Origin of the sequence: Sphingopyxis sp., assembly GCF_035565275.1 — a bacterium.
Classification (GTDB): Bacteria; Pseudomonadota; Alphaproteobacteria; order Sphingomonadales; family Sphingomonadaceae; genus Sphingopyxis.
Map to the genome: position 1 here is coordinate 1 of NZ_DATMST010000142.1, position 20,721 is coordinate 20,721.

Genomic DNA, 20,721 nt, shown 5'->3' on the forward strand with positions numbered 1-20,721 from the left:
ATCCGATGCCCGCGCGCCGCCGCGGCTCTTCCCCGGCGGTGCGGCGTCCCAGCGCATCGTCACCCGCGCTGCCAGCCCCGCGCGCTCATAATCGCTGCGCAATCGTTCACCCGCGCTCAATTGTGCTCCGGTGAGCAATCCCCGCGACGCGAGCCAAGCGATCGGACTCTCGCCGACATTCACCGTCACATGCCGCATCGTCTGCGGCCCCGCCTTGTCCGGATCGATACGGTCATCGGGATGGAGACGGGTTTCGAGGCGGCGCGAGGTCATGCGATTCTCCTTTGGTTGCACGCCGCGCTTGACACTGGAATATTTTGTAGGAAAGAAGAAACCGATTTGGTTATTTGAGGATCGCCGCCATGATCAACAGCATCCGCTCCGTCCGCCGCGCCAAGGGGCTGACGCTCGAAGAAGTCGGCCAACGCTGCGTTCCGCCCACGACCGCCCAGACGATTGGTCGCCTCGAAACCGGCACGCGCACCCTGTCGCTCGGCTGGATGAACCGCATCGCTGCGGCGCTCGGCGTCGATGCCGCCGAACTGGTCCAGTTGCCGCAGGATACGCAGCTTACGATCACAGCGCTCCTCGGCGCCGATGGTGCAGCGGCGCCAACCCGCGTCGAACAGGCGCTCACGGCGCGTCCGGGCGAGGATATGGTCGCAGTGCGCGTCACCTCGTCGATCGGTGACTATCGCGCGGGCGACGAAATCTGGTGCCGCCGGATCGAGGGGGACTGGGCGAGCATGCTCAACCGCGACTTGCTCGTGCCGCGCCCCGCCGGCCGCTTTTTCTTCGCGCGCCTGCTCAATGTCGATGGCGAAAAACTCCACCTGCTCCCGCTCGGCACGGGTCAGCGCCAGCAGGTCGTCAGCAATCCGCCTTGGGCCGCCGTCGCCGTCCGCCTGCTCCGCACACTCTGAGTGCCCGCCGCGTCCCCCCTGCGCGTCCTGTCGATCACGACGCTCTTTCCCGACGCCGCGCGGCCGAACTTCGGCCTGTTCGTCGAGAAAAGCCTGCGCGCTCTCGCGGCGCAGCCCGGTATCGGCCTGACGGTCGTTGCGCCGGTCGGTCTGCCACCCTTCCCGCTGTCGCTCCACAAACGTTATCGCGCGCTGCGCGAGTTGCCACGGACCGAGAGCTGGAACGGCCTTACCGTTCTTCGCCCACGCTTCACCCTGATCCCGCGCGTAGGCGCCCGCTTCAATCCGGCCAAGGTGGCGCGCGCCGTTCTGTCCGCCGTAAGCGGGCAAGAATTCGACGTGATCGACGCGCAATTCTTCTATCCCGACGGCCCCGCCGCGATGCGCGTCGCGGATGCGCTCGGCCTGCCCTTTTCGATCAAGGCGCGCGGCGCCGACATCAGCCATTTCGGCCATGATCGCGCCACCGCGCCGCAACTGCTCGCCGCCGCCGACCGGGCGGGCGGCCTGCTCGCGGTCTCCAGCGCAATGCGCGACGACATGGCCGCAATCGGCATCGATTCCGCCAAGATCTCGGTCCACTACACCGGCATCGACGGCGCCCGGTTTTCGCCCGGCGACCGGACATCCGCACGCGCCGCGCTCGGCATGGATGATGCGCCCGCGATCCTGACCGTCGGAGCGTTGATCCCGCGCAAGGGACAGGCCTTGGTGATCGAGGCGCTGCCCGCCCTTCCCGGCGTGCATTACTGGCTCGCCGGATCGGGTGAAGAGGAAAGCCGTTACCGCTTGCTCGCAGCGCGGCTCGGCGTCGACACCCGCGTTCATTTTCCGGGGTCGGTCGCGAACGCCGACCTTCCGCAGCTTTACCGTGCCGCCGACGCGGTCGTGATGCCCTCTGCCAGCGAAGGCCTCGCGAACGCGTGGGTCGAGGCGCTCGCTTGCGGTACGCCGATCGTCATCAGCGACGCTGGCGGCGCAGCCGAATTGATAACATCGCCGATCGCGGGCCGCATAGTGGAACGCACGCCCGGCGCCATCGCCAGCGCGGTGCAGGCGGTCCTTGCGCGCGCGCCGTCGCCGGTCGATGTGGCAGCGACGCTTGGCGGGCGCTTCGACTGGGACCGCAACGGCCGCGAACTCGCCGCGCATCTTCGCCGCTGCGCGGGGCGCTAGATCCGGCAACGCCGGCCCGCTTCAAAAACGGACCGGCGCCAATCTTCACGAAATGCCGAAAGGTCAGACGACCGCGCCGTCGTCCTTGCGCTCGATGCGTTCGCCGCCGTCCATGCCCGCGGTGGTGCGCGGCACGAAGCTGTCGGGTCCGACCTTCAGCCATACCAGCACCGGGGTCGACATCAGGACCGAAGAATAGCCCCCGATAAACACGCCGAACAGCATCGCGGCGGTGAAGCCGAAAATCACGTCGGGGCCGAAGATGAGCAGCGTGCCGAGCGCGAGCACCATGGCGACGGTGGTCATGACTGTGCGGGACAACGTTTCGTTGATGCTGAGATTGAGGAGCGGAATGATTTCCATCTTCCGGTATTTTTTCAGATTCTCGCGAATGCGGTCATAAACGACGATCGTGTCGTTGAGCGAGTAGCCGACGATCGTCAGCAAGGCCGCGACGCTGTTCAGGTCGAACTGCATCTGCGTGACCGCGAACAGACCGAACGTCAGCGATACCTCGTGAAAAAGGCGGCCCAGCGCACCGACGCCGAACTGCCATTCGAAGCGTATCCAGATATAGATGGAAATACCGAGGATCGCGAGCCCGAGGCTGATCGCCCCGGTCCGTATCAATTCGCCCGATACCTTGCCCGACACGGTTTCGACCGAGCCGGTCTTCGCAGTCGGGAAAGCTTTGTGAATACCCGATACCAGCTGCTGTCCAGCGCGCTCGGCGGCGGACTTGTCCCCCTCGGGAAGCGCGGTACGGATCGACACGGCCTTGTCCGATCCGAACTGCTGGATCGTCGCTTCGCCAAGGCCGATATCGCCGACCTTCTCGCGAATTTCGTCGATCGGCGGCATCTCCTGCGTGAATTCAACGCGAACCGACTGGCCGCCGACGAAATCGACACCGAGATTAAGGCCTTTGACCGCGACGAGCGCGATCGACACGGCCACGAGGAAAAAGCTCATGAACGACGCGATTTTCCGCCAACGCAGAAAGTCGATATTGGTGTCGTCGGGGACGAGTTTGAGCAAGCGCATCGTTTCGCTCCCTTAAATGTTGATCGACGTCGGACGCGCCGTCCGAAGCCAATGGGCGACGAACATGCGGGTAACGGTGACGGCGGTAAAGACGCTGGTGACGATACCGATCGTCAGCACCACGGCAAAACCCTTGATCGGACCCGAGCCGAACCAGAACATCAGCGCCGCGGCAATGACGTTGGTGACGTTGGCGTCGAAAATCGCGCGGCTGGCCTCGGAATAGCCCAGCTCGACCGCCTGAAACACCTTTCGCCCGCGCTTCAACTCTTCGCGTATTCGCTCGTTGATCAGCACGTTGGCGTCGACCGCCGCACCGATAGTCAGCACGAAACCGGCGATGCCCGGCAGGGTCAGCGTCGCGTTGAATGCCGCCATGACCGCGATGATCAGGAAGACGTTGAAGAACAGCGCGATACAGGCATAAACACCGAAGCGGCCATAAACGACGATCATCAGCACGAGCACCGCCACCGTTGCGATGATCCCCGCGATCGCGCCTTTTTCGATCGAGTCCTTGCCGAGTTCGGGGGTGACAGTACGTTCTTCGACGACCGTCATCTTCACCGGCAGCGCACCCGAACGCAGCGAAATCGCCAGCGCATTGGCGCTCGCCACGCTGAAGCTGCCCGAAATCTGGGCGCTGCCGCCAAGGATCGGCTCGTTGATCGACGGTGCCGACAGCACCTTGCCGTCGAGCACCATGGCAAAGCGCTTGCCGACGCTCTGCGCAGTCACCTTCGCGAAGGTGCTCGACCCGCCCGAATCGAAACGGATCGAAACGACCGGCTGGTTGCTTTGCGGGTCATAGCTTTGCTTGGCGTCGAGCAGTTGTTCACCGCTGATCATCACCTGACGGCGCAGCACTTCGAACGCGGCCCCGTTGCCTTCGCCCTCGGCATAGGGAACGATTTCGCTCCCCACCGGGACGCGGCCCGCAGCGGCTTCATTCGGATCGGCATTGGCGTCGACCATGCGGAATTCGAGGCGCGCAGTCTTGCCGATCAGTTCCTTGAGCGCGGCCGGATCCTGCAGCCCGGGAACCTGCACCACGACGCGGTCGGTGCCCTCGCGGATGATCGTCGGTTCGCGGGTACCCAGCGCGTTGACGCGCTTGTCGATGATATCGCGCGCGGTATCCATCGCATTCGCCACCGCCTGCGCCTGCCCGGCGCCGGTCGGCGTCATCACGATGCGCGTCGAATCGACGACAGTGATGTTCCAGTCGCGCTGCCCCGTCAGCTGTGCGCCGCGCGTCTCGCTGAACAACCGTTCGCGCGCGGCGTCGAGCTGCGCAAGGTCGCGAACAAGGAAGCTGATCTTGCCCCCCGCGGTCGACAGTTCGCCGATCGCGATATCGTCGGCGGGACCGCTTTCGCCGCGCATCGCGGCGCGCACGGTCTTTTCCATGTTCGCGAGCTGGGTCTTGCGAAGGTCGGCGATATCAGCCTCGAGCAGCAGATGGCTGCCGCCGGCAAGGTCGAGGCCCAGATTGACTTTCGCCTGCGTAAAGCCCGGCAGGCTCTCGAACGCCTTGGTCGGCAGGAAACTGGGGATGGAAAAGAGGATACCGAACAGCAGGATGATGCTGATACCGATGGTCTTCCAGCGCGGGAAATCGAGCATGGTCTAAAGATCCGATTGCAAGAGCGGAGGCCGCGGGAGACGCCGGCCTCGCCGCGTCAGTCGTTGGCGGGCTTGCCACCGGGCTGCAGGACGTCGGCCAGGGTCGCCTTTACGACCTTGATCTTCACTCCCTGCGCGATTTCCACATCGGCGTAATCGTCATCGACACGCGTTACCTTGCCGACGATTCCGCCGCCCGTCACCACCTGGTCGCGCGGCTTCACCGCCGCGATCTTGGCACGGTGCTCCTTGGCGCGCACCTGCTGGGGGCGGATCAGGAAAAACCAGAAAACCGCGAAGATCAGCAGATAGGGGACCAGCATCAGGAAACCGGCGGTCCCGCCGCCCGATCCGGCCGCCTGGGTCAGAAGCAATTGCGTCGACATGGATGAAAAACTTTCCGTTCGAAAGCGCGGCCCACTCCCCTTACGGAACCGGCACGCGAAGATGGCGCGGCGCCTATCACGCAGGGAAGCCGCGCGCAACCGGTCGTACGCGCCCTCCCCCACGGCAAGCGCCGCCGAAATGGGGTGGGCGGGGGCGAGATCAAGAGCGCGACCACGCGATCATGGCATAAGCCGGATCGCCGCTTGCATCGCCCGCCAAGGCGCGCTAGGGGCCTCGCCTGCCCAATCGGGCCGGTCGGGACGTAGCGCAGCCTGGTAGCGCATCACACTGGGGGTGTGGGGGTCGGAGGTTCGAATCCTCTCGTCCCGACCAATTCTTGACTTTTGGCCCCATCGCCGCCGTTGCCCTCATTATCCGGACCGGCTTGGGCGATATTTCCGTAAGCAAGTCAAACGGTTCGCGGTAATCCGTGTCCCGTTCGCCGTTCTGCCGGATTCAGTTCGGTCGCGCGATCTGCAGTCACCTTTGCGCCGCCGAGATTCCGCCGCAAGAAGGACGGAGCCACGTCAATTCGTTCGTTGAAAAGAGCGAGGTGTTTGCGGGCATTTGGTCTCGGCGGCGGAAACCGGGTCAACTCGATGCGCTGGGCCGTGATGATACGCGTGCGTGCCAAGCGGTGACGGCCGGGTTGTCCGCGACAGGATCAAGTCCGATCAGCGTCGCGAAGTCGATCACGGTCAGCGCGGCGATATCGGCGATCGTGAACCGGTCCCCGATCAGAAACGTCCGGCCGTCCGCCAGTTCGGTATCGAGCCACTGCATCGCCCGCGTCAGGACCGACCGGTTGGATTCGCCGAAAACCTTGTGCTGCTCGATCAGCGCTGCCGTAGCCGGATGCGCGTGGCGCCAGAACATCTTGGTCGGCTCGCCGAGCTGGATATCTATCCGGCGCGTCCACATGTCGATGACCGCCCTTTCGGTCGCACTGCTGCCAAAAAGCGGCGGATCGGGGTGCAACTCTTCGATATAGCGGCAGATAGCGATCGTTTCGCATATCGTGGTACCATCATCGAGTTCCAGTACCGGTACCTGCCCCAAGGAATTGCGGCGCAGATGATCGGCCGCCTTATGCTCCCGATCGACCAGGCTTAACATGGTCTCGGGCAGCACAATGCCCTTCTCCGCGGCAAAGATGCGCACGCGGCGCGGGTTCGGCGCCGGCATGTTCGCGCTGTACAATTTCATGTCGTTCGTCCCTTCGAAGATCAGATGCGGAAATCGAGCGTGGCGCCGACCGTGCGAACCGAGTCGGGGCTGAGATATTGCAGGTATCCGCCGGGATTGAGCGTCGTGACCGGGCTGGGATTCTTCTGCGCCGCCCAATGATTGTCGAGCAGGTTGATCGCGAAGAGGCCGACGCGCCAGCGGCCATCTTCCGCCCCGATGCCGATGTTCATGCCCAAGAGGCCGAAGGCCTTCTGGATGGTTCCCGGATCGCCGTTCGCCGAATAGTTGACGTCCGACTGGCCGCTGAAATTGACTTGGAATTGCCCCCGCAGGTTATTGCCGATCGCACGCTGGTAATCGGCGACAAGATTGTAGCTGAACCGCGGCGCCCCCGCGAGCCGATTGCCCGCGGCGTCGAAAAAGCCGTCGATCGAATTGGGGTTGGCAGGCGGCGCCACGCACGGCCCGCCCTGCGCAACCTTGGGCTGGCCGAAATAGCATTGCACGCCCTCGAAGCGCCCGTAACGCGCATCGACATAGGCGCCGCCGCCGCTCAGTGTCAGTTCGGACGTCGGGCGCGCGACGACGCTGAATTCGACACCCTTGCTTTTGAGCGATCCGGCGTTGGTGATCCGGTTCGCGTAGCTGGCACTCGACAGATCGGCGACCTGCGCCTGAAAATCGCGGACCCGCATCCGGAACGCCGTCGCATTCACGGTCAGCTTGCGGTCGAACAACGACGCGCGGACGCCGAGTTCGATGTTGGTCGGGATTTCCGGCGCAACGCGCTGATCCTGATTGACGTTGGACACGGTGAGACCGCTGAACCCCGGCCCCTTGTAGCCGCGCGAATAGGTCGCATAGGCCATGATGTCGTCGCTGAGGTCATATTGCGCGCCGACGCGGAACGAGAAATTGGTGTTGTCGACCCGCTGGCGCAGCGACAGCGTGACGCCGCCCGGGATGGGCAACGCGCCGGGAACGGTGCCGCGGCTGTAGTCCAGCCGCAAATCGTCATAGGTCAGCCGCCCACCGACGATCAAGTTCAACCGATCGGTCGCATGGACATTTGCCTGCGCATAGCCGGCGATGCTGCGCGAATGGACGCGGTTGGTCAGATTGGCGTCAAAGATGGTGCCCGGCGGCGCGGTGGGGACGAGCCGGATGACGTTGCCGTTCGACGCCGGAACGATCCACTCGAGCAACCCCTGCTGGTCGATATAGCCGGTCACCCGCTGGTCGAAGTAGAAGAGCCCGGCAACATAGTCGATCAGCTGGCCGCTGGGCGATGTCAGGCGCAGTTCCTGGCTGAACTGGTCGAGCTTGTTCGACCCGCCGTTGCGATCGACATAATTGATCGTCGTGTTGTCGCCGTCATAGAAGGATTCGCGCGAGGACCCGCGCCAGGCGGTCAGCGACGTCAGCGCATGGTCGCCGATATCATAATTGATCTCCATCGAAACCCCGCCGCGCCGGGCGGAGCCGGACGAGCGCCCCTTGATTGCCACCTCGCGATTGCGGTCGGACGCGACGATGCCATATTCGGCCAGGCTGACCGCCGGCGCGTATCCCGGCGCCACTTTCGTCCACACCATCGAGCAGCAGAAACGGCCGACCTCCGAATAGTCGCCCGACAGATAGAGGCTGAGGCCGTCGGCCGGCTCCCACAGGAATTTGAGACCACCGCCGTAGTTGAGCTGGCCGTCGACATCCTTTGGCTGGAACGGGCTGCGGTTGGTGACCACGCCGTCGCGTTCCTTGATGAACCCGAACGCACGAACCGCAGCATTGTCGGAAACCGGCAGGTTGGCGATCAGATTGCCGACGTGATGGCCATTCGATCCGAATTCGGCTCGCCCGATCAGCTCGCTTTCGCCGATTTTCGGGCGCACTGTGGTAAAGGAAATCAGGCCCGCCGAGGCATTTTTGCCGAACAACATTCCCTGCGGACCGCGCAGCACTTCCACTCGTTCGACATCGATCAGTGTGGAGATGGTCGACGGATCGCCCAGTACCACGCCATCGACGACGGTCGATATGCTCTGCTCGATACCCGCCGAAAAGCTGCTCGTACCGATACCGCGAATGAGGAAGCCCGAATTGCCGGCGCTGGTGCTCTGCTTGTACTTCAGGCTGGGGTCGATCAGCGTCAGTTGCTGCGGTGTGGTGATGTTGAGCTGTTGCAATGTGTCGCCGCGAACGGCGGTCACCGCGACCGGAACGCGCTGCACGCTTTCGGCGCGGCGCTGCGCGGTGACGACGATGTCCGTTCCATAAGCCGACGAGCCTGCGCCGTCGTCAGGCGCGGCTGCGCGCATCGGCTCCTCCGCCGCCTGCGCCGCAAGCGCGGCGGGGAAGGCGGTGCCCGACAGGCCGACGAGCAGGCAAGCAACGGTTTTGCGTATGTGCATCAGGATTTCCTCCACCGGGATTCGCCGCACTTCTTATTGGTGCGAATTGCAGACATAGATTCTAACTTGAATATTAGTCAACACTGAAAGCCTTGCCTTTTTCGAGCGAGCGTGTTTGATCGTCCGATGGCCCCGACCCGCCCTTCCCCGCGAAGCAGCGATGGCGATGCCGCCTCGCCACCGACCGTCCTTACGCGCCGCGAAATCTACGACCTGGTCTGGTCACAACCGATGTCGAACGTGGCGGTCGGCCTGGGCATGTCTGCCAACGGGCTGGCGAAAATCTGCGACCGCCTGCTGATTCCCTATCCCACCCGCGGCTATTGGGCGAAGGTCTATGCCGGAAAGGACCAGCCGCAGACGGCGCTGCCGCCGGCGTCCGGCGATGTTCCGGCCGAAGCGACCATCACCCGCAATCGCCTGCCCTCGCGCCGGCCGCGCAGCCGGATGTCGCGCGACGAGCGCAGCCGGCAGATTCTGGACGAGGCGATGCGTATTGCCCGGTCGGAGGGCGTGCACGCGGTTTCGCTCAAACGGATTGCCCGCGATATCGGCATCAGCGAGGCCCAGATCTATAATTATTACAAGAGCTCGGTAGAGGTTCTTGTCGCGATCGCGCGGACCGAGCTTATGGAAATGAACAAGGCGCGCCTTGCCGCCGCGCGCAACTGCACCGATCCCAAGATGCGCTATACGTTGACGACGATCGCCTATCTTCGACAGGTTAGCCAGCGCGGAGAAATCGTACAGGAACTGCTCGCGCTCCCGGATGTCCGCCTCGCCCTGCGCACCGAACATCAGGAGCGGCGCCGCGTCAACAAGGACGTGCTGGGAACCGCATTCGAGGAAGCCTATCGCGTGCCGGCCTGGGCGAGCACCTTTGTCGGCGCGCTCCTGACCGCCATGTCGCTACGCGGCGGCCGCCTGCTGGCGCGCGGAAAGGCCGATCTCGAAACCATCGAACGGCTGATCATGCCGGGGATCGGTGCGGGCATCGACTATATGATCAACGAGCACGGCCAGCGCTCCGCGGCGTCACAGCAGGTCGACGCCTAGCGCCAGCGCGCCGTCGGCGGACCGGTCGCCCTGCAGCGCCGAAAGCGTCGCCTCGACCGTATCGGCGCACAGCTGCCGCGCCCGCTCGCGCGTCGAACTGCCCTGGAACACCTGCTTTCCGGCTTCTTCGGGCAGGGTGATCAACAGTTGAACGATGATATTTGCCTCGCGCGCGGATATGCCGAAGGCGTGCCGCAACCGTCGCACGAGCGGCAACAACAACAAGCCGCTTCGCGCTGTCAGATGCGCCGACTGCCCCTGATTCAACAGCGGGTCGGCCAGCAACATGTGAAGCAGCGGGCCGCGATCGACGACGATGTCGAAATAGAAATCCGCGCACGCGCGCGCTGCGGCGACGAGATCCTCGATCGCGGCGAGCCGCCGTAGCTCCTCGCGATCGACGCCAGCCAATTCCTCTTCGGCCAAGGCGTTGCCGAGTGCGATCTGGCTTGGGAAATAATTATACACCAGTGCCTTGCTGACTCCCGCTGCGACGGCCAGCTGGTCATAGGACAGCGGCAGCCCGCCCTGCGCCACGATCGCGCCCGCCGCATGACCGAGCAGGTCGGCCCGGCGCTCGTCGCGGCTCGAGCGGGGGGAACGGTGGCGTGGCATGTCCGGCATGGTCCTCCTATCCCGGTTGCGAGCTCGTGGCGGCTGATCGCCCCCGCATAGCCTAGTGCCCGCCCGGAGCAAACGCCGGCCTGCCCTCTTCTGCCTGCGACTGCTGCAGCGCATCCACCAGTGCCACATAGGGGCGATAGGCGATGAGAATGAAGATCAGCGAAATCGCCGCCATCACCACGCAAACGGACAGGATCGAGAGGTGGATCATGTTGGGATCGCGGAACACATGGTCATTGAGCACCGCAATCAGGGTCGGGCCCAGCCCCAGGCCAAGCATATTGACGACCAGAAGCGAGATGGAAATCGCGGTACCGCGCATCTGGTTGGGCACCATCTGCTGGAGGATCGCCGGACTGAGCCCGTTCATGAAGGTGGGCAGAAATATCGATATCGCCAGCGGCAGCAGCGCCCAACTGGCGTCGGGAAGCAGTGTATAGCCGACGATGAAGGGAATGGTGAGCAACTTGACGGCGATCGCGATGCGCAGCCGCCCGCCAGGCCCGTGGCGACGGGTCATGACGTCGCCCAGCCACCCACCCATCAGCACACCCGCCGTCCCGAATACCAGCAGCAATAATCCATAGGTGTGCCCGATCTCGACCGCGGTCCAGCCGTGGCGGCGGATGAACATCGAGGGGACCCACGCGGCGACGCCGTATCCTGCCACCGCCGAAAACCCCATGAACAGGTTTACCGATATGAATGCCCGGCGATTCTCCTTGAGGAAGGCAAAGACCTCGCGCAGTGGCGGCGCCTCGGGCTTGCCGGCACCATCGGGAGCGCCCGACCGGCGAAGCGCACCCTTTCGCGCCGGCTCGCGAAGCGAAAGGGCCAGCAGCGCTACCAACAGCCCGGGAAGTCCGACGATCAGGAAGACCACTTGCCAAGGCCGGATCTCACCCACGAAAGGCACATGCGCCGGACCGGCCGCCATGGCCCCGGCGATCACCGTGGCGCCGATGACCAGCGCCAGCCCGCCGCCGATGAAAATCCCGATGCTGTAGACAGCGAGGGGAAAGCCGACCTTTTGCGGTGGAAAGTGATCGCCGATCAGCGAATTGGCGGCAGGTGTCAGAATCGCCTCTCCCGCTCCCACGCCCATGCGCAGCACCAGCAGCGCGCCGTAACTGCGCACCAGCCCGCATGCCGCCGTCGCGACACTCCAGAAGGCGATGCCAGCAGCAACCAGCGTCGTGCGGCGCTGCGTATCGACCAGCCGCCCCAGCGGCAGGCCCGCGAGCGCGTTGCATACCGCGAAGGCCAGCCCCTGAAGCAGGCTGATCTGGGTATCATTGAGATGGAGGTCGGCCTTCATCGGTTCGACCAGCAGGCTGAGAATCTGCCGGTCGAGGAAGGAGAAAACATAAGCGAGCGTCAGGATGCCCACGACATACCAGCCATAGGCGGGTGGCGGATATCCATCATTGACGGATGCAAGACCGAGAGGAGCGACCGACTCCCTCGGGATAATGTCCTCGCGCGACGTCGCCACCGGCTTCTCTCCCATATCAGATCCTGTCCATTGCTCCCTCACCTACTTCTATTAGTGCGATATTCAATATAAATCGACGAATAGTCATGAAACCGGATGGCCGCGCCGGGAGGCTGTGTCGCCACTACCGGCGACCCACCGTCCGGGCGTACCAATCGCCAACTGACGAAACGGCGGCGGTCCTTGGGGGCGACGCATATGCCTCACGGCGGAGCTCAACGCGATTACGCACGCACCGCCGCACTTTGCGCGTATATCGCAGGCGCCCTTCAGGAAGCGCGATCACCACAGGGCTCGTATGGCCGCCTCAAGAGGCGTCTCGCTGCCAGCAATTGAGCCGCCCGTCCTGCTCGTCGATCCGCTCGCCCGTCTTGCAAAAGCCGTTCTGCATCAAAACACGTTCCGACGGCGCGTTCGTCACGCTCGTCTCGGCGGTGATCGCCGTCAGGCGGGGTTCGCGACCGCCCAAGCGACAATATCGCCGACCGCGCGGCTCGCGATCCCGCAGCCTTGCCGACCGGGCGCGATCCCATAGCCGATATCGATCGCGCCATTTTCGGGCGGACGCGTGATCGAGCACAGGCCGACCACTTCATCATCCTCGACGATGAGCCAGGATGCCGGGGCAAAGCTCTACTGCACCCCCACCGCCACTTCGGCGAGCATCTGCAGGATGCCCGCGGGCGCGATCGGCGTATCGGCGAGCGCGAGATCGCGCGGCGCACGACCCGCGATCAGCGCCGCATAATCGTCGATTGTCGTTTCCAAAATCATCTTGTCTCTCAAATTATGTGTAAAACGGGGTCATGAACGGTCACGCGAGGCGGGATCGAACGAACCGGACGCGGTCATGTTCGCGTCGCATCTTCGAGATAGTCCGTGATCGCATCACGCCCCGGGCTCAGCCCCTTGAGCTGGAGCACGGCCCCGGCGTTGCCGCGATGATAGGTCCCATGCAACGCGACATGCAGCAGGATTTCACTGCGCCGCATCCGCGCCCCAGCACTTATGGACTCTTTCAATCCTGGCTCGCAAAGCGCCGCAACGAGATCGGGACCGACGATCTCGATCTCGCAACCTTTATCTGCGTGACCTCGATCGAAGCCCTAACGCACGCCGCGGTCATCCATCGCCCCGACATGATCTCGGAAAAGCAGGTGAATGATCTGGTCGAGGAAACCAGCCGTCTGATCATCGGCTACCTTCCCACCTCAAGGCGGGCACCGATCAAATCCGTCATAATCTGGCCGGTCGCAAACCTTGGCATGGCTTAAGTCGCTACCCCAAGGCGGACTAACAGGATAGGGAAGATCGTTATGACCGAAGCGCTGGACCACGGACCTTATTTTCACGGCACAATCGCGGATTTGCGCGTGGGCGATTTCCTCACCGCAGGATACCGGTCGAACTATCGTCGTGAAATCGTGATGAACCACATTTACTTCACCGCCCTTGTGGACGGTGCAGGGCTTGCTGCTGAAATCGCGGCGGAACTTGCCGAAAGCGACGCATCCCCGCGGGTCTATATCGTTGAGCCGACCGGGCCATTCGAGAACGACCCGAACGTGACTGACAAGAAATTTCCCGGCAACCCGACACGCTCTTATCGCAGCAGCGCACCACTCAAGATTATCGGCGAAATCACGCATTGGACCAGATTGACGCCCGATGCATTGCAGATGTGGCGAGAACGGCTGGCCGCCCTGCTCTCGGATGACGGCGGCGAGATCATCAACTGACGCACGGAAACCTGTCCGGCGTGACTCGTTTCAAGGGTGTCCGGGAACGGACAACGTCGATCCGACGATCCACCAAATTTTAGCTAATATACTGATTCCATTTAATTTCTCTGCGCGACATATCTCAGGTAAGATTTCGGGATGAACGCCCCTCAATCCCGATTATCACGTGAGAGGCCAATCGAGCGTGGGAAAGAATCGGTCGATTTATCGACTGCCACGAAGCACCATCGGGTAACCGCCTCATGCCGACACGAGCGCGATGGCGTCCGACTGTTACGGGAATGAGCGGAGCAGATTCGAATATCCGATTGCCATGCATGTAACGCCTTTCGCCCCCTTGTATATTTCACCGGGAAAATATTCTCCGGAACATCGCGACAAGGATATCGTCAACTTGACGACATATGTATCGTTTGGACGGGAGCAGGGTTTTGAAGAAGTCGGTATCGATGCTGATCATCGCAGCAACAGCATTAGTCGCAGGTTTGAATATATTCGCCCCGGGAAAGGCCAAAGCGCAAGGGTGGAGTTGCGGCGGGGGGTCTACAATTAATTCCGCTCATACTGCCACCAATGGCGAGCCGCCCTGCATTCCGGTCAGCACTGGCGTAACGGGCGGCAGTGGCGGGACCCCGGGCATGCAGTGGGAGTCGCGTTGGGGTGCTTTTGCCTTCGACAGTCAATCCGCCACGATGGGCATGGCCGGAGCCATGACGAGCCGCGGCAGGGCAAAGAAGGAAGCGATCGCGAATTGCCGATCGCAGGGAGGCACCAACTGCACGGTGCGGTTTGTCTTTACAAACCATTGCGGAGCCGTGTCGCAAGGCCAGGTGGCAGGCGGACGCTATGTTCAGAATTACTATTCTGACATCACGCTCCCGCGCGCCACTGAAGGCGCCCTGAAAAAATGCACCGAAAGCGGCGGGGCGAATTGTGAAATCGCATTTACAGTATGTGCCAAGCCGCAGCGGATATGACAGGTCGCAACGTCCCTTCATCAAGCCAGCGTGCATATACGCCGACGCGAGCAGAAGATCGCACGGGACGAGCGAATGCAACGGCTTGCGCTTCAGATTCTGATAGTTGGCCAGCGAGATGCTTCTATCCAAGCGGACCGATCCAATCACATTCTGACAGCACGTTGACAGCGTGGCGGCCGTCGAAGATCTAATGACTGCGCCGTCGTGGTCCGCCCGGTGCCGAGCGGCTTGCGCACATGACAGAAAGGCGAAAGGCGATGCAGGCTGGCATATTGATTATCGCCGCCGCATTTCTGACCTCCATCCTCTCTGGCGTTTTCGGTATGGCCGGCGGCCTCGTCTTCATGGGCCTGCTCGCATGGCTCCTGCCCGTCACGACCGCACTCGCGCTTCACGGCGTGATCCAGTTCGCGTCGAACGCCTGGCGGATCCTGCTCCACCGCGCGCATGTCGCCTGGCCGGTGCTTCTGTGGTTCGGGATCGGCGCAGCGGCGGCGGTCACCTTCTTCTCGCTCGTCATTTTCGTCCCGACCCGCTTCTATGTTTTTCTGGGGCTTGGTCTGATGCCGATCCTCGTCTGGCTGCCCGAGCGGTGGCTGGCGCTCGACGCCACCAATCGCTGGCACGCGCTCGGCGGCGGCTTCGTCTCAACCGGCCTCGCGCTCGTCTCGGGCGTCTCGGGACCCGTGACCGATCTCCTCTTCATCCATACCAAGCTGGGTCGGCATCAGGTCGTCGCGACCAAGGCGGTGATGCAGGCGATCGGTCATGCGTCGAAGATCCTCGTCTATGGCAGCCTGCTTTTGAGCGCGTCAGCGCGCGAGACCATCCCGCTTCCGGTCACCGCGATTGCGGTCCTCGCGTCGATGGGGGGAATCATGGTCGGCGGCGCCATCCTCGACCGGATCAGCGACGCGCATTTTCGTACCAGCCGCCGCTGGATCGTCACGATCATCGGTGCCACATTCCTCCTCCAGGCGATTCAGATCGCCTTGGCCTGACATCTCTCCGGAGCCGCAAATGATATCGAATCGCGAAACGACGACCATCCGCATCGTCGACATGCACACTGCGGGCGAACCCGTCCGCATCGTCGAGGCGGGATATCCCGCACTTGCCGGCGCGACGATCCTCGAAAAGCGGCGCGACGCGCAGACGCGCTTCGATCACCTCAGAACGATGCTGATGCTCGAACCGCGCGGGCATGACGGCATGTATGGCGTGATACCGACCGATCCCTGCGCGGCGGGCGCCGACCTCGCCGTGCTGTTCACACATCAGGAAGGATACAGCACGATGTGCGGCCACGCGACGATCGCGATCGGCCGCTGGGCGGTCGATACGGGACGCGTCGCGCTTGTCGACGGACGGGCGAGCTTCGGGCTTGAAGCTCCGTGTGGCGTCATCCGCGTCGAGGTAGAGGCTGGCGAAGACGGCGCGGCACGCGTCGCGTTCGAGAGCGTCGAATCCTTTGCGAACGCGCTCGATCGCACCGTCGATGTCGCCGGCCTCGGCCCCGTCCGCGTCGATATCGCCTTTGGCGGAGCCTTTTACGCCATCCTGCCCGCAAGCCGCCTCGGCCTTTCGCTAATGGAAACGCCACTCGCAGAGCTCGTGCAGGCGGCGACTGCAATCACCGACGCGATCCGCGCCGGCGCGCCGATCGTACATCCGGCCGAGCCCGACCTCGGCTTCCTCTATGGCACGATCCTGACCGATGACGTGGCGCCCGGCGCGCATGGAGGCCGGCCAAGCTACAATCTCTGCATCTTCGCCGACGGCCAGATCGACCGTTCGCCAACCGGCAGCGGGGTGACGGCGCGCATCGCGCTCGCCGCCGCAAAGGGCGAGATACAGCCCGGCGACAGCTGCGATATCCGCGGCGTTTCGGGCGAGGGTTTCGTCGGAACGCTTGCATCCGCGACGGGCACCGGGATCGACACCCTGTCACGCGTGCGGGTCAGTGGACAGGCCTGGTATTCGGGGCGCAGCGAGATGATCGCCGAACCCGGCGACCGCTTCGCCGCTGGCTTCGCCGTCCCCCGCCGCCTTGCCGATCTCGACGCGCCCGCTTGACGCCGCGCGCGCGGCGAATTGCCATGCGGCGCCTTTCGATGCTGGCCAAGCAGACGCTTCGCGCATAACAGCCCCCGCATGGAATTTGCCGCCGAAGCCTTCGCCTTCCTTGTCGCCGTTGCCTTTCTGGCGGGAACGATCGACGCAATGGCGGGCGGCGGCGGGCTCCTCACCATCCCGGCGCTGATGGCAGCAGGCGTGCCGCCGGTCTCGGCGCTCGCGACCAACAAGCTGCAAAGCACGATCGGTACCGGCTCGGCGTTCCTGACCTTCTGGCGCGGCGGCCACGTCGATCTCCGCCGCTTTGCCTGGCCGGCGGCGGGCGCCTTTGCGGGGTCTGTGCTCGGCGCGACCGCGGTCCAATATGTCCGCTCGGATTTCCTCGCCGCGTTCGTCCCGCTGCTGCTGATCGCGATGGGCCTCTACTTCCTGCTCGCGCCGCCGATGAGCAGCGTCGATCGCCACGCGCGCGTCGGACCGCTCGGCCTCACCCTCATCACAGCGGCGCTCGGCTTTTACGACGGCTTCTTCGGTCCCGGCACGGGGTCGTTCATGACGCTGGCCCTCGTGGCGCTCGGAGGGCTCGGGCTGGTCCGCGCGATCGGCAACACCAAATTCCTCAACCTCGCAACCAATGTCGCGGGGCTGCTCGCGATGATCGTCGGCGGCCATGTCCTCTGGCTGCTCGGCCTGTCGATGGCGATCGCCAACGTCGCGGGCAACCAGCTCGGCGCCCGGCTCGCGATCCGTTTCGGCGGGCGCGGGGTGCGGCCGCTGCTCGTCGTCATGTCCTTCGCGCTGACCGCGAAGCTGCTCGGAGACCCCGCCAACCCGCTCTGGGCTCTTTTCTAGGGCTGGCCTTCCGGCGCCGCCTCGGCGCGTGGCTTGCGCGTCGCTTCCAGCTCGGCCTTGTCGACCGCGCCGTCGCCGTTGGCATCCGTACGTTTGATGAAGGCGTCGATCTTTTCGGGGCTTTTCAGCGTCGCATCGCCCCGCCGTTCGGCGCGCATCTCCATCATCTTGGTGATTTCGGCCTTGTCGAGCTTGCCATCGCCGTTGGCATCCATCCGCTCGAACATGCGTCCGCCACCCTGTGGCGGCTGCGCGGCGGCTGCAACCGGCAGCGCCAGGCCGAATGAAGCGAAAATCCAGATAGCTTTCTGCACGTCATATCCTCTCGAGTGATGCGGCGATTGCCGCGACGCCCCGGTGAAGGAATGACCGCGCGATGTCGCAAAATTATACCGCCGCCGCTCGGCCCGTCACGGTCTCAGCACGACCTTCCCCACCACCTCGCGCCGTTCGAGCATCGCGAAGGCTTCGCGCCAGTCGGCAAGATCGAGCGACGTATGGACGTGCGGCCGGATCTTCCCTTTCGCCGCCAGCGCATCGATAGCCGCAACATTTTCCGCACCGCGTTCGGGAAAGCGGCGTCCATATTCGCCCGCACGCACGCCGACGACCGAAAAACCCTTGATCAACGGCACGTTCACCGGCACTTCGGGAATCCGTCCCGACGCGAAACCGACGACCAGCAGCCGCCCGCCGAAGGCGATGCAGCGCGTCGATTCGTCGAACGCATCGCCGCCGACCGGATCGAAAACGACGTCGGCGCCCTTGCCCCCGGTAAGCGTCTTCACATCCTCGCGAAAACCGGGTTCGGCGGCAATCACCGCATCGGGCGCGTAGAGCCGCGCGAGCGCCGCCCGTTTTTCGGCGTTGCTCGCCGAAGCTATCACCCGCGCGCCGAGCGCTTTCGCCAGATCGACCGTCGCCAGCCCGACACCGCCCGCCGCACCATGGACCAGCACCCATTCGCCGGGCTCGATCCGCGCGCAGCGGACAAGCGCGACATAGGCGGTGAGATAGGCGACGGGATAGGCCGCGGCCTTGTCCCAGCCCAGTCCCTCGAGTTTGGGTCGCAGCGCTGCTGCGGGCGCGACGCAATATTCGGCCATCGCGCCGAAGCGGTTGCCGCCGACGACCGCGTCGCCGGCTCGCCAGCCGCGCACCCCCTCGCCGACCGCATCGACCTCGCCGGCGAACTCCAGCCCCGATACGAAAGGCAGGTCGGGCTTCAACTGATAGGCACCGCGCGTCATGAGCAGGTCGGGGAAATTCACCGCGGCCGCGCGCACGCGCACGCGCACCTCGCCCGGTCCCGGAACAGGTATCGGCAAATCGACCAGCGCCGCCCCGGCATGATCGGGAAGCAATTCGCGTACCTGCAACGCCCGCATGGCGAAAACCCTTTCCTACATTGTTCCTATATGGTTCGTTTAGCCCGTTCAACCAACCACAGGAGCGAATCATGCCAAAACCCGACCTGCCCGGGACCGACGCCGACGCGCTGATCGATGCCGTCATCGACCGCGAGGGTCGATATGTAAACCATCCCGCCGATCGCGGCGGGCCGACCTGTTGGGGAATCACCGAAGCCGTCGCGCGCGCGCAGGGCTATGCCGGGGCCATGCGCGACCTGCCGCGCGCCGATGCCGCATCGATCTATCGCCGTCTTTACTGGCTGCGCCCCGCCTTCGACAAGATCGCACTCCGCGCACCGAAGATCGCCGCCGAGCTTTTCGACACCGGCGTCAACATGGGAACCGGCACCGCTGCGGGCTTCCTCCAGCGCGCGCTTAACGCCTTGAACCGCGCGGCGCGCGACTATCCCGACATCGCGGTCGATCGCGACATCGGTCCGCGCACTCTCGCCGCGCTGGACGGTTTTCTCAAAGCGCGCGGCAAGAGCGGCGAAACCGTTCTCCTCCGCGCGATGGAGGCGCTGCAGGGCGAACGCTACATCGCGCTCGCCGAACGCCGCCCGAGCCAGGAGGCCTTTCTCTATGGCTGGCTGGCGAACCGCATCGGGCCGGGCTGAAACATGCGGTTTCAGAATGAAGTTACGAGGATTCTCCAGCAAAAAGGAAAATTGACATGAGCATCATCGAAGGCCTGATCGGCCCCGTCGCCAAACTGATCGACAAGATCATCCCGGACCCCGAAGCGCGCGACCGCGCAAAACTGGAACTGCTCAAGCTCGAAGGCAGCCAGGAAATGGAAGCGATCAAGACGCGGATGACCGCGATCGTCGCCGAGGCGGGCAGCGCCGACCCGTGGACCAGCCGCGCGCGGCCGAGCTTCCTCTACGTCATGTATGCCTTGCTGTTGTGGGCAATCCCGATGGGCTTGATCGCCGCCGCGCGGCCAGAAATGGCCAAAGGGATCGCTGAAGGCATGAACGCCTATCTCGCAGGCATTCCGGAGTCGCTCTACGCACTCTTCGGAACGGGTTATCTCGGATACACCGCCGCCAGGGCGTGGGGAAAATCGAAGGGCGTCGAGGGCTGAGTACCAATCGTTGCCCCCGCAAATGCGAGGGCCGCTGGTGACATTGTGCAAGGCCGACTGCGGCCCCTGCCTCACAGGGGCGACGGTTATGCTTCCACCACCGCTGCCAGATTCGCGAGCGAACTATTCAGCCCCGCTTCGTGATCCTTCGCCGAAATCCCCGGTGGCACGTGGTGCGCATCGATCGTCACCAGCGTGCCGCCGCTTTTGCGTGACAGATACCAGTGCATCGCCATCGTCCCCGAAAAGCGGGGATCGTCGGACACGAATTCAACCTCCCAGACGATCAGCCGCCCGTCATCGAGCGTGGGAATATGGACCTCGACGATGTCGCTGTCCTCGTCGCTCTTGGTCTCGACATCGGGATCATCGAACGTCAGCCGCAGCCGGAAACCGCCACCCGCACGCAGATCGCAATGCTCGAATACGCCGATCGCTCCCTCGGGCGGCAACCAGCGCGCCAGTTTGGTAGCGCTGGTGAACGCCGCAAACACATCGGGAAGCGGCGCATGGATCAGCCGTTCGGCATGATCGGTGCGCCGCGTCTTCTTCGTCGGTTTCAAGCGAGCACGGCTTTGACTGCGGCAACCGCCGCATCGGCCGCGCCGCCGTCGGGACCGCCGCCCTGCGCCATGTCGGGCC

The 20,721-nt window shown here is 63.9% G+C and carries 24 protein-coding genes, 1 tRNA gene and 1 pseudogene; 12 read left to right on the forward strand and 14 right to left on the reverse strand.

Annotated elements, in window-relative coordinates; all coding sequences use genetic code 11:
• Window positions 1-273: DUF6456 domain-containing protein (locus VN047_RS09850; RefSeq protein ID WP_325542206.1), on the reverse strand; the 273-nt coding region annotated here is incomplete at its 3' end.
• An 89-nt stretch (window positions 274-362) separates the two neighbouring features.
• On the opposite strand from VN047_RS09850, the gene VN047_RS09855 reads away from it, so the two are divergent.
• Together VN047_RS09855 and VN047_RS09860 are read left to right on the forward strand one after the other, a co-directional pair.
• The gene (locus VN047_RS09855; RefSeq protein ID WP_325542209.1) at window positions 363-923 is read left to right on the forward strand and encodes a helix-turn-helix transcriptional regulator; all 561 of its coding nucleotides are present in this window, start codon (window positions 363-365) and stop codon (window positions 921-923) included.
• Entirely contained in the window at window positions 924-2,099 is a 1,176-nt protein-coding gene (locus VN047_RS09860) for a glycosyltransferase (RefSeq protein ID WP_325542211.1), read from the forward strand.
• A 63-nt stretch (window positions 2,100-2,162) separates the two neighbouring features.
• On the opposite strand, the gene secF is transcribed toward VN047_RS09860, so the two are convergent.
• Genes secF through yajC form a run of 3 tightly spaced genes read right to left on the reverse strand, consistent with a single transcriptional unit; the run spans window position 2,163 to window position 5,155 of the window.
• Window positions 2,163-3,143, reverse strand: coding sequence for a protein translocase subunit SecF (gene secF / locus VN047_RS09865; RefSeq protein WP_325542213.1), 981 nt, complete (start codon window positions 3,141-3,143; stop codon window positions 2,163-2,165).
• A 12-nt stretch (window positions 3,144-3,155) separates the two neighbouring features.
• Window positions 3,156-4,769: a protein translocase subunit SecD gene (gene secD, locus VN047_RS09870; protein WP_325542214.1), complete on the reverse strand. Its 1,614-nt coding sequence runs from the start codon at window positions 4,767-4,769 to the stop codon at window positions 3,156-3,158.
• Window positions 4,770-4,825: 56 nt separating this feature from the next.
• Window positions 4,826-5,155 carry a preprotein translocase subunit YajC gene (gene yajC, locus VN047_RS09875; protein WP_325542215.1) on the reverse strand — a complete coding sequence of 110 codons (330 nt, stop codon included), beginning with the start codon at window positions 5,153-5,155 and terminating at the stop codon, window positions 4,826-4,828.
• Window positions 5,156-5,412: 257 nt separating this feature from the next.
• Between yajC and VN047_RS09880 the strand changes: the two genes are divergently transcribed.
• Window positions 5,413-5,489: transfer RNA gene (locus VN047_RS09880), tRNA-Pro, on the forward strand.
• Window positions 5,490-5,747: 258 nt separating this feature from the next.
• Here the strand turns inward: VN047_RS09880 and VN047_RS09885 are convergent.
• Both VN047_RS09885 and VN047_RS09890 read right to left on the reverse strand, forming a co-directional pair.
• On the reverse strand, window positions 5,748-6,362 hold the full coding sequence (locus tag VN047_RS09885; RefSeq protein ID WP_325542216.1) for a glutathione S-transferase family protein: 615 nt from the start codon (window positions 6,360-6,362) through the stop codon (window positions 5,748-5,750).
• Window positions 6,363-6,382: 20 nt separating this feature from the next.
• Window positions 6,383-8,755 (reverse strand): TonB-dependent receptor, encoded by a 2,373-nt coding sequence (locus VN047_RS09890; RefSeq protein WP_325542217.1) that lies wholly within the window; start codon window positions 8,753-8,755, stop codon window positions 6,383-6,385.
• Between the two features lie 126 nt (window positions 8,756-8,881).
• Between VN047_RS09890 and VN047_RS09895 the strand changes: the two genes are divergently transcribed.
• Window positions 8,882-9,811, forward strand: coding sequence for a TetR/AcrR family transcriptional regulator (locus VN047_RS09895; RefSeq protein WP_325542218.1), 930 nt, complete (start codon window positions 8,882-8,884; stop codon window positions 9,809-9,811).
• Here the strand turns inward: VN047_RS09895 and VN047_RS09900 are convergent.
• From VN047_RS09900 to VN047_RS22720, 5 genes and pseudogenes are all read right to left on the reverse strand, one after another.
• Complete coding sequence (locus VN047_RS09900) at window positions 9,791-10,435, reverse strand: TetR/AcrR family transcriptional regulator (protein WP_325542220.1); 645 nt, start codon at window positions 10,433-10,435, stop codon at window positions 9,791-9,793. The genes VN047_RS09895 and VN047_RS09900 overlap by 21 nt on opposite strands.
• A 52-nt stretch (window positions 10,436-10,487) precedes the next feature.
• Window positions 10,488-11,945 carry an MFS transporter gene (locus tag VN047_RS09905; RefSeq protein WP_325542222.1) on the reverse strand — a complete coding sequence of 486 codons (1,458 nt, stop codon included), beginning with the start codon at window positions 11,943-11,945 and terminating at the stop codon, window positions 10,488-10,490.
• Between the two features lie 429 nt (window positions 11,946-12,374).
• Window positions 12,375-12,542 (reverse strand): annotated as a pseudogene (locus tag VN047_RS09910) (GNAT family N-acetyltransferase); the annotation flags it as partial.
• Between the two features lie 21 nt (window positions 12,543-12,563).
• Window positions 12,564-12,704 carry a hypothetical protein gene (locus tag VN047_RS09915; protein ID WP_325542224.1) on the reverse strand — a complete coding sequence of 47 codons (141 nt, stop codon included), beginning with the start codon at window positions 12,702-12,704 and terminating at the stop codon, window positions 12,564-12,566.
• 74 nt (window positions 12,705-12,778) lie between these two features.
• Window positions 12,779-12,922 (reverse strand): DinB family protein, encoded by a 144-nt coding sequence (locus VN047_RS22720; protein ID WP_414712693.1) that lies wholly within the window; start codon window positions 12,920-12,922, stop codon window positions 12,779-12,781.
• Here VN047_RS22720 and VN047_RS09920 point away from each other — a divergent pair.
• From VN047_RS09920 to VN047_RS09945, 6 genes are all read left to right on the forward strand, one after another.
• Window positions 12,884-13,204 carry a hypothetical protein gene (locus VN047_RS09920; RefSeq protein WP_325542226.1) on the forward strand — a complete coding sequence of 107 codons (321 nt, stop codon included), beginning with the start codon at window positions 12,884-12,886 and terminating at the stop codon, window positions 13,202-13,204. The genes VN047_RS22720 and VN047_RS09920 overlap by 39 nt on opposite strands.
• 42 nt (window positions 13,205-13,246) lie before the next feature.
• Entirely contained in the window at window positions 13,247-13,669 is a 423-nt protein-coding gene (gene arr, locus VN047_RS09925) for an NAD(+)--rifampin ADP-ribosyltransferase (protein ID WP_325542228.1), read from the forward strand.
• Between the two features lie 434 nt (window positions 13,670-14,103).
• On the forward strand, window positions 14,104-14,649 hold the full coding sequence (locus tag VN047_RS09930) for a DUF4189 domain-containing protein (RefSeq protein WP_325542229.1): 546 nt from the start codon (window positions 14,104-14,106) through the stop codon (window positions 14,647-14,649).
• Between the two features lie 239 nt (window positions 14,650-14,888).
• Window positions 14,889-15,653 (forward strand): sulfite exporter TauE/SafE family protein, encoded by a 765-nt coding sequence (locus VN047_RS09935; protein ID WP_325542231.1) that lies wholly within the window; start codon window positions 14,889-14,891, stop codon window positions 15,651-15,653.
• A gap of 19 nt (window positions 15,654-15,672) precedes the next feature.
• Entirely contained in the window at window positions 15,673-16,728 is a 1,056-nt protein-coding gene (locus tag VN047_RS09940) for a proline racemase family protein (protein ID WP_325542232.1), read from the forward strand.
• 78 nt (window positions 16,729-16,806) lie between these two features.
• Window positions 16,807-17,580: a TSUP family transporter gene (locus VN047_RS09945; RefSeq protein ID WP_325542234.1), complete on the forward strand. Its 774-nt coding sequence runs from the start codon at window positions 16,807-16,809 to the stop codon at window positions 17,578-17,580.
• Here VN047_RS09945 and VN047_RS09950 read toward each other — a convergent pair.
• Both VN047_RS09950 and VN047_RS09955 read right to left on the reverse strand, forming a co-directional pair.
• Window positions 17,577-17,894, reverse strand: a complete 318-nt coding sequence (locus VN047_RS09950) for an EF-hand domain-containing protein (RefSeq protein ID WP_325542236.1) — start codon at window positions 17,892-17,894, stop codon at window positions 17,577-17,579. The two genes, VN047_RS09945 and VN047_RS09950, sit on opposite strands and share 4 nt — an antisense overlap.
• Before the next feature lie 96 nt (window positions 17,895-17,990).
• Window positions 17,991-18,968, reverse strand: a complete 978-nt coding sequence (locus tag VN047_RS09955; protein ID WP_325542238.1) for an NADPH:quinone oxidoreductase family protein — start codon at window positions 18,966-18,968, stop codon at window positions 17,991-17,993.
• Window positions 18,969-19,039: 71 nt separating this feature from the next.
• On the opposite strand from VN047_RS09955, the gene VN047_RS09960 reads away from it, so the two are divergent.
• Both VN047_RS09960 and VN047_RS09965 read left to right on the forward strand, forming a co-directional pair.
• Entirely contained in the window at window positions 19,040-19,609 is a 570-nt protein-coding gene (locus VN047_RS09960; RefSeq protein ID WP_325542240.1) for a glycoside hydrolase family 108 protein, read from the forward strand.
• 56 nt (window positions 19,610-19,665) lie between these two features.
• Window positions 19,666-20,079 (forward strand): holin family protein, encoded by a 414-nt coding sequence (locus VN047_RS09965; RefSeq protein ID WP_325542242.1) that lies wholly within the window; start codon window positions 19,666-19,668, stop codon window positions 20,077-20,079.
• 86 nt (window positions 20,080-20,165) lie between these two features.
• On the opposite strand, the gene VN047_RS09970 is transcribed toward VN047_RS09965, so the two are convergent.
• The gene (locus tag VN047_RS09970; RefSeq protein ID WP_325542244.1) at window positions 20,166-20,642 is read right to left on the reverse strand and encodes an SRPBCC family protein; all 477 of its coding nucleotides are present in this window, start codon (window positions 20,640-20,642) and stop codon (window positions 20,166-20,168) included.
• Window positions 20,643-20,721 lie beyond the last annotated feature (79 nt).